General features: G+C 69.5%; 16 protein-coding genes. 9 read left to right on the top strand and 7 right to left on the bottom strand.

Features of this window, described 5'->3' with window-relative positions; all coding sequences use genetic code 11:
- The first annotated feature begins 4 nt into the window (after positions 1-4).
- The 4 genes from FHX72_RS01605 (at position 5) to FHX72_RS01590 (ending at position 2,264) form a co-directional block, all read left to right on the top strand.
- The gene (locus tag FHX72_RS01605) at positions 5-613 is read left to right on the top strand and encodes a DUF3090 domain-containing protein (protein WP_183622622.1); all 609 of its coding nucleotides are present in this window, start codon (positions 5-7) and stop codon (positions 611-613) included.
- Entirely contained in the window at positions 610-1,464 is an 855-nt protein-coding gene (locus FHX72_RS01600) for an SCO1664 family protein (RefSeq protein WP_338109999.1), read from the top strand. The genes FHX72_RS01605 and FHX72_RS01600 overlap by 4 nt, the downstream gene beginning before the upstream one ends.
- Before the next feature lie 372 nt (positions 1,465-1,836).
- Positions 1,837-2,049, top strand: coding sequence for a DUF2975 domain-containing protein (locus FHX72_RS19550; protein ID WP_338109998.1), 213 nt, complete (start codon positions 1,837-1,839; stop codon positions 2,047-2,049).
- Complete coding sequence (locus tag FHX72_RS01590) at positions 2,049-2,264, top strand: helix-turn-helix domain-containing protein (RefSeq protein WP_183622620.1); 216 nt, start codon at positions 2,049-2,051, stop codon at positions 2,262-2,264. Before FHX72_RS19550 ends, FHX72_RS01590 begins: the two co-directional genes overlap by 1 nt.
- Positions 2,265-2,298: 34 nt before the next feature.
- Here FHX72_RS01590 and FHX72_RS01585 read toward each other — a convergent pair whose 3' ends face one another.
- A complete protein-coding gene (locus FHX72_RS01585; RefSeq protein WP_183622618.1) occupies positions 2,299-3,513 on the bottom strand; it encodes an alcohol dehydrogenase catalytic domain-containing protein in 1,215 nt (404 codons plus the stop codon).
- Positions 3,514-3,664: 151 nt separating this feature from the next.
- Here FHX72_RS01585 and FHX72_RS01580 point away from each other — a divergent pair, with 151 nt between their 5' ends.
- The 3 genes from FHX72_RS01580 (at position 3,665) to FHX72_RS01570 (ending at position 6,188) form a co-directional block, all read left to right on the top strand.
- Positions 3,665-4,276 carry a maleylpyruvate isomerase family mycothiol-dependent enzyme gene (locus FHX72_RS01580; RefSeq protein WP_183622616.1) on the top strand — a complete coding sequence of 204 codons (612 nt, stop codon included), beginning with the start codon at positions 3,665-3,667 and terminating at the stop codon, positions 4,274-4,276.
- Complete coding sequence (locus tag FHX72_RS01575; RefSeq protein WP_183622614.1) at positions 4,273-5,247, top strand: carbohydrate kinase family protein; 975 nt, start codon at positions 4,273-4,275, stop codon at positions 5,245-5,247. Before FHX72_RS01580 ends, FHX72_RS01575 begins: the two co-directional genes overlap by 4 nt.
- Before the next feature lie 188 nt (positions 5,248-5,435).
- Positions 5,436-6,188: a sulfite exporter TauE/SafE family protein gene (locus tag FHX72_RS01570; RefSeq protein WP_338109997.1), complete on the top strand. Its 753-nt coding sequence runs from the start codon at positions 5,436-5,438 to the stop codon at positions 6,186-6,188.
- Between the two features lie 104 nt (positions 6,189-6,292).
- Here the strand turns inward: FHX72_RS01570 and FHX72_RS01565 are convergent, their stop codons facing one another.
- The 3 genes from FHX72_RS01565 to FHX72_RS01555 are packed head-to-tail and all read right to left on the bottom strand — an operon-like array spanning position 6,293 to position 7,819.
- On the bottom strand, positions 6,293-6,532 hold the full coding sequence (locus FHX72_RS01565) for a hypothetical protein (RefSeq protein WP_068477426.1): 240 nt from the start codon (positions 6,530-6,532) through the stop codon (positions 6,293-6,295).
- Between the two features lie 40 nt (positions 6,533-6,572).
- On the bottom strand, positions 6,573-7,604 hold the full coding sequence (locus FHX72_RS01560) for a heme-dependent oxidative N-demethylase family protein (RefSeq protein WP_338109996.1): 1,032 nt from the start codon (positions 7,602-7,604) through the stop codon (positions 6,573-6,575).
- The gene (locus FHX72_RS01555) at positions 7,601-7,819 is read right to left on the bottom strand and encodes a 2Fe-2S iron-sulfur cluster-binding protein (RefSeq protein ID WP_244964012.1); all 219 of its coding nucleotides are present in this window, start codon (positions 7,817-7,819) and stop codon (positions 7,601-7,603) included. Before FHX72_RS01555 ends, FHX72_RS01560 begins: the two co-directional genes overlap by 4 nt.
- On the opposite strand from FHX72_RS01555, the gene FHX72_RS18680 reads away from it, so the two are divergent.
- Positions 7,807-8,124 (top strand): hypothetical protein, encoded by a 318-nt coding sequence (locus tag FHX72_RS18680; RefSeq protein WP_183622610.1) that lies wholly within the window; start codon positions 7,807-7,809, stop codon positions 8,122-8,124. The two genes, FHX72_RS01555 and FHX72_RS18680, sit on opposite strands and share 13 nt — an antisense overlap.
- Entirely contained in the window at positions 8,121-9,188 is a 1,068-nt protein-coding gene (locus FHX72_RS01545; RefSeq protein WP_183622608.1) for an oxidoreductase, read from the top strand. The genes FHX72_RS18680 and FHX72_RS01545 overlap by 4 nt, the downstream gene beginning before the upstream one ends.
- A 156-nt stretch (positions 9,189-9,344) precedes the next feature.
- Here the strand turns inward: FHX72_RS01545 and FHX72_RS01540 are convergent, their stop codons facing one another.
- From FHX72_RS01540 to FHX72_RS01530, 3 genes are all read right to left on the bottom strand, one after another.
- The gene (locus FHX72_RS01540; RefSeq protein ID WP_183622606.1) at positions 9,345-10,706 is read right to left on the bottom strand and encodes a glucose-6-phosphate dehydrogenase; all 1,362 of its coding nucleotides are present in this window, start codon (positions 10,704-10,706) and stop codon (positions 9,345-9,347) included.
- A gap of 171 nt (positions 10,707-10,877) precedes the next feature.
- The gene (locus tag FHX72_RS01535) at positions 10,878-11,681 is read right to left on the bottom strand and encodes a DUF4166 domain-containing protein (RefSeq protein ID WP_068477438.1); all 804 of its coding nucleotides are present in this window, start codon (positions 11,679-11,681) and stop codon (positions 10,878-10,880) included.
- Positions 11,678-12,430: a TetR/AcrR family transcriptional regulator gene (locus tag FHX72_RS01530; RefSeq protein WP_082805728.1), complete on the bottom strand. Its 753-nt coding sequence runs from the start codon at positions 12,428-12,430 to the stop codon at positions 11,678-11,680. Before FHX72_RS01530 ends, FHX72_RS01535 begins: the two co-directional genes overlap by 4 nt.
- Positions 12,431-12,441 lie beyond the last annotated feature (11 nt).

Here is a 12,441-nt window from a genome sequence, read left to right as displayed (position 1 = left end):
GCACATGACGACCCTCGTGCACGAATTCGACTGGCCGGACCGATTTGTCGTCGGCACGCTCGGTAAACCCGGCGAGCGCACCTTCTACCTGCAGGCCCGCGACGGAGCTCGCGTCGTGAGCGTCATCCTCGAGAAGGAGCAGTCGGCCCTGCTCGCGGAGAAGGTCGACGAGATCCTCGACCAGATCATGCTCGAAGACGGAAACCGCTACAGCGTGCCGAGCTCGACTCCCGTCGAGCTCATCGACGAGGAGCCGCTTGACACCCCAGTCGACGGCCGCTTCCGCGTCGGCACCATCGGCCTCGGCTGGGAGCCCGCCACGGCGCAGGTGATCCTCGAGGTGATTCCCGTCGTCGAGGTCGAACTCGAGATCGACGCAGACGTCGACACCGAAGCCCTCGAGGCCGAACTCGCCCGCATGGCGGGCCTCGACGAGCTCGTCGAAGCCGCCGAACCGGAGGAGCTCCTTCGGGTGCGCATCCCAGTCGGCTCCGCCCGTGCCTTCGCGAAGCGCACCCTCGAGATCGTCGGCGCCGGTCGCTCCCTGTGCCCGCGCTGCGGCCTCCCGATGGACCCGGAAGGCCACAACTGCCCGGCTGACGACGGCCTGTGACCGAAGCCGAACCGAGCGGGAAGGCGGTCGGCGGCGCCACGCCAGACGGGGCTGAACCGGACGCGGAGTCGAGGTCCGGCGAGACGCTCGAGCTCACCGCCCGCGTCATGAGCGCGTCGAACGCGACGTTCGTCGGGACGTACACGGCTCCGGGGGCCGACCCGGTCGAAGTCGTGTACAAGCCGTCGCGGGGAGAGAAGCCGCTCTGGGACTTCCCCGGCAACGACCTCGCAAACCGCGAGGTCGCCGCCTACCTCGTCTCTGAAGCCCTCGGCTGGAACATCGTGCCGCGCACCTGGCTCGGTGACGGGCAGTTCGGGCCCGGGATGCTCCAGCTCTGGCAGGAGATCGACGAGTCTCAGGAAGCCGTCGACCTCGTCGACGCGACGGATGTCCCTGAGTCGGGGTGGCGTACCGTCCTGACCGGCGAAGACGAGACTGGCCGCGAAGTCGTGCTAGTGCACGAGGACTCCCCACCGATCCGCCGCATGGCGATCTTCGACGCCGTCGTCAACAACGCCGACCGCAAGGGCGGCCACGTGCTCGCCATGTCCGACGGGCACCGGTACGGCGTCGACCACGGCCTGTCGTTCCACGTCGAGCCGAAGCTGCGCACCGTGCTCTGGGGGTGGCTCGGCGAACCGTTCACGGACGACGAAGCGGCGAGCATCCGAAAGCTCCGCGAGGCACTCGATGACTCGAGCGACGGTGGCCTCGGAGCGCAACTCGCCGCCCTGCTCTCAGGCGCGGAGCTCGAACAGCTCGCCGCCCGCGTCGACCGCCTCGCAGAGGAAGGCGAGTTCCCGCCCCCGGAGGGCGACATGCCAGCCGCGCCCTGGCCGCTCTTCTAGAACGTTCCGCTTCGCTCACGTGCGCCCGCTGATCGACGAACCTGCGGTAACCTATCGATAATCGATAGAAAAACATCGTTGTACAGCAGGAGGTCACGCCGTGGGCACCGTCACCATCTTCATACTCAAGACACTCATCGCCGTGTCGCTCATCGGCTCACTCGGCGTCCAGCTCCTGCTCCTGCCGCTCGTCTGGGCTGACCTCGCCGGCGTTCCCATGGTGGCCCGCGTCGCGCTCGTGGCGCTTGCCGCGATCTTCGTTCTCACGCTGCAGGTCAGCGCCGTCTGCATCTGGCGCCTCCTGACGATGGTCCGTAGCGGCTCGGTCTTCTCGCAGGGGCCTTCCGCTACGTCGACACGATCATCGGCGCCATGGCCGTCGCGGCCCTCACGATCTTCGTGCTCGCAGTCCTGCTCGCCCCAGGCTCTGCAGCGCCCGGCCTCATCGGCCTCCTCTGCGGCGCCGCGCTTGTCACGGCAGGCGGAGCCCTTCTCATGGTGGTGATGCGCATGCTCTTGCGCCTTGCCACCCAGCGCGAAGCAGAGGCGCTGAGCCTCCGCGGCGAGCTCGACGAGGTCATCTGATGGGCATCGCCATCGACATCGACGTGATGCTCGCGCGACGGAAGATGTCCGTCGGCGAGCTCGCCGAACGAGTCGGCATCACGCCTGCCAACCTCGCCGTCCTCAAGAACGGCCGCGCTAAGGCCGTGCGCTTAACGACCCTCGAGGCGCTCTGCGAAGCCCTCGACTGCCAGCCAGGTGAGCTCCTTCGCTGGGAGCCTGCCGCCGCGGAGTGAGATGCCAGGGGCGAGACGCGACTCGGCTCCCCCGCTAGCCGCGGGGCTTCAGGACGACCTTGATGCAGCCGTCGGCCTTCTTCTGGAAGACGTCGTACATGCGGGGCGCGTCCTCGAGTGGGACACGGTGGGTCACGAGGTCCTCCGTACCGAGCGGGTCGCTCGCATCCTCAACAAGCGGCAGCAGCTCGGGGATCCACCGCTGCACATTGCACTGCCCCATGCGCAGCGTGAGCTGCTTGTCGAACATCGTCATGAGCGGCATGGGGTCCGCAACTCCAGCGTAGACACCGCTCAGCGAGACGGTTCCGCCGCGACGCACTGCGTCGAGAGCCAGCACGAGTGCCGAGAGCCGATCGACTCCCACCGTCTCGATGACCTTCTTCGCGAGCGCGTCTGGCAGTAGGCCGGCACCCTTCTGTGCTAACCCGGCCAGGCCAGCAAGACCAGCACCGCCGGCGGGGCCCGCTCCGACGCCGTGCGCTTCGAGACCAACTGCATCCACGACCGAATCGGGGCCGCGGCCACCCGTCGCCTCCCGGAGCGCATCCGCCGTGGCCTCGTCGAAGTCGAACACCTCCACCCCGTACCGTTCGGCCAGGGCCCGCCGCTCCGGCACCGGGTCGACGCCGAGCACTCGGTACCCGAGGTACCTGCCGATGCGGGCCGCGAACTGACCAACCGGCCCGAGCCCGAGCACGGCGAGCGTTCCCCCCTCGGGCACGTTGGCGTACTGCACCCCCTGCCACGCTGTCGGGAGGATGTCGCTGAGGAACAGGTAGCGCTCGTCGGAGAGCGCATGCCCGACCTTGATCGCGTTGTTGTCAGCGCGGCGCACGCGCAGGAACTCGGCCTGCCCGCCCGGCACCGAACCGTAGAGCTCCGTGTACCCGTAGAGGGCGGCACCGGTCCCCTGCTCGCGGTTCTGCGTGACGTCGCACTGGGTCGACAGCCCCGAGTGGCACATCTCGCAGTCTCTGCAGGCGATCACAAACGGCACAACAATTCGATCCCCAACTGCGAGTTTCCTCACGCCGTCGCCCACTTCTTCGACGATGCCCATCGTCTCGTGGCCAAGGATGTCGCCCCGCGCGAGGAACGGCCCGAACACGCTGTAGAGGTGCAGGTCGGACCCGCAAATCGCGGCCGACGTGACCCTGATGACCACATCCCCCGCATCCTCGATGGTGGCCCTGGGGACCGTCGCAACTTCGACCTTGCCGTTCGACTGCCACGTCACTGCGCGCACGGGAGTTCCTCTCGTCGGGGGATGATCCCCTGAGGCTACGGATGCTCGCCCCCTCCTCCGACGGGGTTGACTTCACAGCTCCCCTCCGCCGCGACGAGCGCTACCGCCGTGACGCTCGCAGCCACGTCATGGAGACGGTAGCGTCGGTCAGGTGAGCCGAGAGAAATCGCACTGGAGCATCGTGCACGCCGAACGGCGAGCCCTCGTCGCCGACCTCGAACACCTGGACGACGCAGACTGGGCCACGCCCTCGCTCTGCACCGGATGGACAGTGCACGACGTGCTCGCCCACCTCGTGAACGACGCCAGCACCACCCGGTTCCGGTTCGTCGCGCGACTGGCTGCGGCGACGTTCGACTTCGACGCCCTCAACCAGCGCGGCGTCGAGGAGGAGCGCCGGGCTCGGCCGAGCGACACGCTCGCGCGCTTTCGCGAGGTCACCGGCCGCACCACAAGCGCGCCGACGCCGGCAGCGCAGCGCTACGTGGAGGCAATCGTGCACGGCGAGGACATCCGTCGGCCCCTCGGCATCGCGCACACCTACCCCGTCGGCGCCGTACTCGAAGCGATCGCCTACCAGCGCAAGACGCCCGTGGCGATGGGTGGCGGGCGCGAGCTCGCCGCCGGCCGCCGCCTCGTGGCAACGGACGCAAGACCCGAACCGTCCCTCTCGCTCGGCCAAGGACCGGCCGTTCGAGGAACCGCAATCGACCTGCTCCTCTGGCTGAGCGGTCGCGACGTCGCACCGGAGGCGATCTCATGAACCACCACGATGCATCCACCGATGTGGGAACCCTCGGCGCACGGGAGGCCGGCGACCTCGCCAGCGCGCTTGTGCTCGGAGAGGCGCTTGTCGACCTGCTGCCGGGCGACGCCGACTCCCCCGACGGCCGGGCGCTGCCCGGAGGCTCGCCCATGAACGTCGCCGTCGGCCTCGCCCGCCTCGGCCACTCCGCCAAGCTCGCGGCCCGACTCGCCGACGATGAGCTCGGCAGACTTGTGCTCGACCACCTCGAAGCATCGGGCGTCACCCTCGTCGACGGCGCGCTCGACGGGCAGCGCACGTCCACCGCGAAGGCGACCCTCGACGAGCACGGGAGCGCCAGTTACGAGTTCGACCTCGACTTCTCGCTGCCAACCCCAGACCTCGCGGGTATCGAAGTCCTGCACACGGGCTCAATCGGCGCGGTCGTCGAGCCAGGTGCCGCCGTCGTCCGCGTCGCGTTCAGCGACGCGAGAGCGCGCGGCGGGATCCTCACGAGCTACGACCCCAACGTTCGCGCTGCCATCATGGGCGAGCGCGACTCCGTGCGCGACCGCGTCGAAGCGCTGATCGCGCTCAGTCACGTCGTGAAGCTCAGCGACGAGGACGCCGAGTGGCTGTACCCCGGATTCACCCCCGCCGAGGTCCTGCAGCGCTTCGTCGAGCTCGGCGCGCGCCTCGCCGTCATGACGCGCGGCGGCGACGGCGCCCTCGCGCGCGCCGGGGAGCGCGAGCTGACCGTGCAGGCACCGCCTGTCCGCGTCGCCGACACGGTCGGGGCTGGCGACGCCTTCATGTCCGGGCTGCTTCACGCCGTCTCGGCGCCGAGCATCCGCAACAGCCTGCTCGTAGACGATCCCGACCTGAGCTGGGTGGATGCCGCCCTCGCGACCGCGGCACGCAGCGCGGCGGTCACGGTCGCCCGCGCCGGCGCGAACCCGCCCTGGCCAGAGGAGCTCGCCGGCGACTGAACCGGGCCTGCGGCTCGCCGGAACCGCGTGTGAAGCGGCGCGCGCCGTGTGCTTCCCCCGCAGAGTTGGCGCGCCCGCGGGCCAGCTACTCATCGAGCCCCGGCCTCACGCACCGGGAAGCGCGTCCCGAGACTCACGCACTTGTCGGCACGACAGGACAAACTCGGCCTCGGGCCTAGACTCGTTGAGTGCTCGAGCTGCTCCCCCAACTGCCCGCCTTCGCCTGGGCGCTGCTCGCAGCCGCCGCCTTCGCTGTCGGGATCTCGAAGACCGCCCTGCCCGGAGTCACGACCCTGTCGGTCGCGACATTCGCCGCGGTTCTCCCGGCCAAGCAATCGACCGGCGCCCTCCTGGTGCTACTCATCGTCGGCGACATGTTCGCGCTCTGGACCTACCGGCGCCACGCCGACTGGCCGACGCTCGTCAAGCTCATCCCGGCGGTCGCCGTCGGCCTGCTCGCGGGTGCCGCCTTCCTCGCCTTCGCCGACGATGGTTGGGTGCGGCGCGTCATCGGCATCATCCTGCTAGTCCTCGTGGCGATCACCGTGTGGCGCCGCTACCGAACCCCGGAGACACCAAGCGACCGGGCCGCCAAGGTCGCCCGTGCCGGCTACGGCTCCCTCGGCGGGTTCACGACGATGGTCGCCAACGCCGGCGGACCCGTGATGTCGATGTATTTCCTCGCCGCCAAGTTCCCAGTCAAGGCCTTCCTCGGCACGGCAGCCTGGTTCTTCGCGATCGTCAACATAGCGAAGCTGCCGTTCTCGATCGGCTTAGGACTCATCACCCCGGGCACCCTCATACTCGACCTGCTCCTCGTGCCGCTCCTCATCGGGGGCGCCTTCCTCGGTCGCTGGCTCGCGCCCCGCCTGAGCCAGAAGCTGTTCGACCGCATCGTGCTGGTACTGACCATCAGCGGCGCCGTCTACCTGCTCGTCTAGGCGCCCAACCTGGCCCTCTCGCTGACGCCGACTGCGGTGTCGATCGCCGGGACGTTCAACAGCAGGTTCAGCGGGTAATTCAGCGGATCATTCAGCGGGAGACGCTACGAGGTGCGCCGAAAGAGGGCCTTGAGGCGAGACACTTGGCGGTCGGTGAAGTCGTTCGAGAGCTTCATCGTCTCGGCGGTCAGGTTGCCGCCGGCCATGATCGACCGGAGCGTTGCCTCGGCTCGCTCCTGCTGAGTCGGGGCCTTCTGCTCTCCAGGAGCGTCGGGCCCTTCGGTGCCGCGCTCGTGCTCCTGCGCGCTTCCGCGCTCGCTCGAGACCTGCTCAGCATCAGCCATGACGGCAAGGCTACACAGCAGTTGCTGGCACCGGTTCTCGTCACGCGGCCCCGGCGGCGCTTCCCTCGCAGACGCCACCGAACTCCCGCAGCCAGCGGACGCCGACCTCACGAGTTCGGAGCACGCCCTTGTACTCGGCCATGTCCTCAGGCAGTTCCTCGAGCACCTCCACCGTGCGCGCCGCCCACGCCGGCACCGTCGCGAGGGCGGAGAACGGCAGCAGGTAGCTGCGGATGAGGAACATGATGGCGTTCGATTCCGGCAGGCGAATGAGGTGCTGGACCTCGGTCCGCAGGTTAAGTCGGTCGCCGACGGCGGCGAGCGGCCCGTCCACAAGAGCCGTGCGGTCGGGGCCCCACTCCGGGTAAGTCTCCGTCGACGTGTCGAGCTTGCCGTCGACCGTGAGCGTCCAGTTGGTGCGACGGTAGCTCTGCCCTGGTTCGAGCCGCATGAGGAAGGCCTGCGCGCGCGGGATGACCCCTTCGTCGTGCACGCGCGGAACCGGGCCGTGGATCTCGAGGAAGGACATCCCGACGTCGAAGCCGAACGACCAGTCTGCGGCGAACGTCACGAGTCCGGCGTCCGCCCACAGCTCGCCGTCACGTTGATCGAGGAGCACGATGTCCTCCTGCACCTGCTGGCCGATGAACCCGAGTGGCCCTTCCGGCATCGACGACGCCTCGCCGACCGCAAAGCAGCGGTCGATGCCGAGAAGCCCGTTGTGCCAGTGCCAGCCACCGCCCTCGCGCGTGAGGCTCATGTGCTGCGGGTAGGCGGCCGCCAGCTCCTCCATGAGCACGAACATCGCATCCCACGCGGCCGGAACCATGTGCGGCAGGCACTGCAGTCGCGACGGGTCGGAGCTCAGGATGCTCGCGCGCTCGGCGAGCTCGCCCAGGTAGGCGTGATCGATGTCGACGGGATGCTCACCCCAGGAGCCGGCCGTCGTCGCGCGCGGAACTGACGCGGGCTCCACGTTGGTGCTGTAGCGGTACGTCTCCTTCGGGAACGGGAATGGGAAACCGGCGACGGCGACCGAACGATCGATCTTGCGGGTGTTGGATGCGGTCACAGTTCGAGCTCCAGGATCTCGCCTCTCGGGCGGGAGACGCACGGCATGAGGCAGTCACCGCGGTCCTTCTCCTCATCGGTGAGGAAGCTGTCGCGGTGCTCGATTCCCGCGGCCTGCGCCGCCCCTGAGCCGGGCCGCACACGGACGGCGACGCGGCACTCGCCGCACACGCCCTGCCTGCAGAGGTTCGGCACCGGCACGTTTGCGGCGAGCAGGGCGTCGAGGATGGTCGTGCCGGACTCGACTCGGATCGTTCGGCCGAGGCCGAGGAGTCTGGCTTCGAACGGTTCGCCCGGACGCGTTCGACGGCCTCAACGTCGCGCCGGATGCGTTCCCTGACGGGCTGACCGACATCGTCGACTACCTGGTCCCTGAGCTCCAGGAGCGCTGCCTCTACCCGAGCGCCTACCCAGCTACGACGCTCCGCGGCAACCTCGGCCTGCCAGAGTCGGTCGCGCACCGCGCCCCCGGCCTTGCGGCCGAACGGCCGTCCGCAGGCGAAAGGGCGCGCGTCGCGTGAGCGACGCGACGCTCTTCACTCCGTTCACGGCACGCGGGCTGACGATCGACAACCGGCTCTGGCTCTCCCCCATGTGCCAGTACTCTGCCGTCGACGGCGTGCCTGGCGACTGGCACCTCGTGCACTTGGGGGCCAGGGCGAGCGGCGGCTTCGGGCTCATCTTCACGGAGTCGACCGCGGTGCTGCCAGACGGTCGAATCACGACGGCAGACACTGGTCTCTGGAACGACGAGCAGGAGGCCGCCTGGGCTCGCATCGTCGATTTTGTCCACGAGCGCGGTACGCCGATCGGCGTACAGCTCGGGCACGCGGGACGGAAGGCGTCCATCCCGGTGCCCTGGTCTGGCCACAGTGGAACCGTGCCGCCGGAGGACGGCGGCTGGCAGCCGATCTCGGCGGGGACCGACGCCTTCCCAGGTTTCGCGAGGCCTCGGGCTGCCACGGAGGGCGATCTGGCGGAGGTCGTGCAGGCGTTCGCCGACTCTGCCAGGAGGGCCGTCCGGGCGGGATTCGATGCCGTTGAGGTCCATGCTGGCCACGGCTTCCTCCTGCATTCCTTCCTCTCGCCGCTGACGAACCGCCGAGATGACGAGTTCGGCCCCGACCGCGAGCTCCTCCTGTTCCGGGTCGTGCGGGCGGTGCGGGATGCGATCGGGCGAGACATCCCGCTATTCGTGCGCCTCTCGGCCCTCGACTGGGTCGAGGGTGGCGTCACGGTCGAGGACAGCGCCAAGACAGCAAGAGCCCTGAAGGAGCTCGGCGTCGACCTCGTGGATGCGTCATCAGGAGGCCTCGTGCCTGCCGACATACCGCTTGGCCCCGGCTATCAGGTCTTCGCCGCCGAACACCTCCGCGCCGCCGCCGGGGTCGCGACGGGTGCGGTTGGCCTCATCACTGACCCTCTCGAGGCAGACCGCATCGTGCGGGAGTGGCGGGCGGACGTCGTGTCGGTCGCGCGGCAGGGACTCCGCGACCCTGCTTTCGGATTGCGCGCGGCGCATGAGCTCGGAGCCGCCGCGTCGTCAGCCTGGCAGCCTCAGTACGAGCGAGCCGTCGGGGCCTAGATGCCTGGGCCGTTGAGCTAGGGACCGGAGCCGTGTGAGCTCAGGCCCCGAGCCGCATGAGCTCAGCACCAGGGCCGGCCGGGGGCAGGCCGTTGAGCCGATGGCGCCCAGTCAGCGAGTAGTCGGTCAGCGAACAGTCGGTCAGTGAGCACCAAGTCAGCGAGCGCTCTCGGCCGCGGCTTCTCCGGCCGACCCTGCCGCGTATTCACCGAGGCCGCTCGCGTCCGGTTTCCAGGCGTCGAGCACCGGCGTCACGATGCGCCAGAGCTCCTCGGCGACGTCCCCGCGCACCGAGAGCAGCGTGCTGCCAGTCAGCATTCCAGCGATGACCCTCGCGTACGGGTCGGCGCTGTTGTCGCCGGCCGGGGCGCGGAGCGGGATGCGCGTAGCCGGCACCCGATCGTCTCCTGGCGTCAGGACCATCTCCTGCCGCGCGCCGCCGATGCCCTTTGCCGAACGCAGCACGAAGGGCACGTCGCGCCACCTCGGGGTGTCGACCCGCAGCGTGATCTCAGCGAGCGTCTCGGTGTTCCGGTCTTCGTCCACGTCCGCTTCGTCGACGTAGGCTGGCAGCGGCTTGCCTCCGACCTCACCCGCCGTGTACCGCGCCCGGCGCGCAGAAACGGGGCTGTCGTCCCACACCCGGACAGCCCGAAGCACCTCCGCCACCGCCTCGTCGACGGCCCCGGCGCGGTCAGCGGGTCGCTCCATGGCCGCGAGCGCGAGGATGAGCAGGAGATGGCTCTGCAGCATGTCCCGCAGCGCGCCGGTCTCGTCGTAGAAGGCGCTTCGCCCCTCGATGCCGAGCTCCTCCTCGAAGATGATTTCGACGCGACCCGGCCGCGGATGAGTGCCCGCGCCGCCGCTCGCGTCGTGTTCGCCGCTCGCATTGTGTTCGCCGCCCGCGGCGTGGACCCCGCCCACGCCGCTCTGCTCGAGGAGCTCGCGTGACCTGATCAGCTCAACGGCGGCCGGCGTTCCGAGGAAGTGGTCGATCCGCCAGAGGCGGTCCTCAGGGATCACCGCGGCGAGCGCCCTGTTCAGCTCGCGCGCATCCGCTTCGCTCTCACCGAAGGGCTTCTCGATCGCGATCCTCAGGTCCTCCGGCAGTTCCAGCTCGGCGAGCGCGGCCGCGACCTTCTTGCCCATCGCCGGCGGGAGGGCGATGTAGAGCAAGGGGGCGCTCGGGCACGCCTGGAGCAGCGCGCGCAGCTCGTCGGCCGAAGACGCGTCGGTCTGCACGAACTCTGACCTCGATACGAGGGCGTCGATCGTCGACCGCGAGACGCCGGCACCCTCGAGGCTCCGCTCTACGACCCCACGCCACTCGTCGCGGGACTGCGCGGTGCGAGCCGCGCCCACGATGTGCACCTCGACCCCTGGGCTCGCGTCGACGACCCTCGCGATCCCCGGCAGCAGGAAGCGCTCCGTCAGGTCGCCCCCGGCGCCGAGGATGGCGATCGTCCGCGCGACCTGGCCGTCGACGGCGACCTCTGGAATCTCCGTGCTCGTGTGCATGCGACCTCCCGGTGCTGGTCTGGGTGGGGGTGGTTTGAGTGGGGTTAGCTGGGTGCGGTGAATCGGGTCGGGTGAATCCGGTCGGGTGAATCCGGTCGGGTCGGCTTGGCTGGGGCTGGTATCGGCGCGAGACTACGCGCTGGCGCCAGGGAATCCGCCGGTCGCTTCCGCTCAGGGGCCTTCGAGCGGAGACGAACGAGGCACGATCGTGTACTCGAACTCGCCGACGTAGCGGAACAGGTCGCCCAACAGCGGCGCCCGCAGTCGGACGTCCACACATTGGCGGCCATCGCCGTCGGGATGCGCGCGCTCGTCGAGCGTCATCGTCACGACCCTCGGCAGCGGCACGCGCAGGAAACGCGCTCGAGCCTCCGCCCCACTCCCCTTGACCTTCTTCCCCCTGCCCCTGCCCCTTGCGGTCCTCCTCGCAATGGGCAGGGGCATCCGGAGCGCCAGCCGAGTTGAGCGCATCCGCAGGCCACCCTCGTGGACGTGGAGCTCGAGCTCGACCTCCAGCCCGCGACGCCGTCCGAGCCCGTCGAACAGGCGCGGGGTTCCGTCGGCGCCGCGGACTACCCGCATGGTGTCCTCCATGACCCGCGTGATGCCTGGGAAGGCGAACTCGCGCCGCGCCGAGAGCGCGCCGCCACGCGCAGGGGTGTTGGTAACCGTGAACGGCACGTCGCGCCCACCCTCCGGGAAGAGGATGCGACGCCACGCGAGCAGGGAGAACACCGGGCGCAGGATCCGGTGACGAGGACCGGCCCACGAGTACACGCCGCGACCGCGGCCCTCGTGACCGGCCGGGATGGAACCGAAGTAGCGGCGCAGCTGCGGGTGCAGCCGGGCGACCTCGCCGCCGAGGACCCGCTCGTAGACCGAGAGCTCCGGCGACGCGTCACGGCCGGTCGCGCCCATCGAGTTCCGCTCGCGTGTCATGCCCGGCTCACCGGCCACGTCCGCCGCACCCGTCATGCCCGGATGGCCCCGGCGAGCGCCAGGAGCTCCCGAAGTGGCGCGCGCACGACGGGGATTCGTGTCAGGGGAAGCGTCATTCGAAGCAAGTTGAGGGCACGGTCGAGGATGCCCCGCGTGCGCTCGCGGCCGGGCGACGAGTCGTACACCCAGAGCAGCGCGAGCAGCAGGTGGCTCAGGACCAGGGCCTGAGGGAGGCCAGCCCTGAACTCGTCCGGGAGCGGCGACTTCGCCCCCTCCACAGCGCGCTCGAAGAGCCCGCGGATGACCGCGAGCGCAGGCGCGGATTCCTCGGAGAGCGGGTTGATGGGCGACCGTGGCGAGACCGAAGCGGCAAGGAACTCCGGGGCGTGCGAATGGTACGGCTCGAGCTGCTCGAGTCCCGTGCGGTAGACGATCGCGAGTCGGTCGACGAGATCACGGACCCCCTCCAGCTGCGGCAAGGCGGCTCCCGAATGCGCCTCCTGCACGTCGAGGTACAGCTCCTGCACGAGGTGGTTCTTCGTCGCGAAGTGGTAGTTCGTGGTTCCAACCGAGACGCCGGCCTCCTCGGCGATCCGCCTGACCGTCGTCGCGTCGTAGCCGCGCTCGCGGAATGAGCGGAGGGCGACATCGCGGATGAGGGCGCGCGTGCGCTCACGCTTCGAGGGCTGAGCCGCTTGGGAGGTCTCCCCGTTCTGCCCGTCGAGCTGGTCAAGCTGGTCAAGCTGGTCAACCCCATCGAGCCCGTCATTCTCAAAACTGAACATGTTCAGAAAGT

This window comes from Pseudoclavibacter helvolus, from assembly GCF_014191305.1.
Taxonomy (GTDB): domain Bacteria; phylum Actinomycetota; class Actinomycetes; order Actinomycetales; family Microbacteriaceae; genus Pseudoclavibacter; species Pseudoclavibacter helvolus.
The sequence above is the reverse complement of the archived record's forward strand: the minus strand, read 5'-3'. Positions and strand labels throughout refer to the sequence as shown.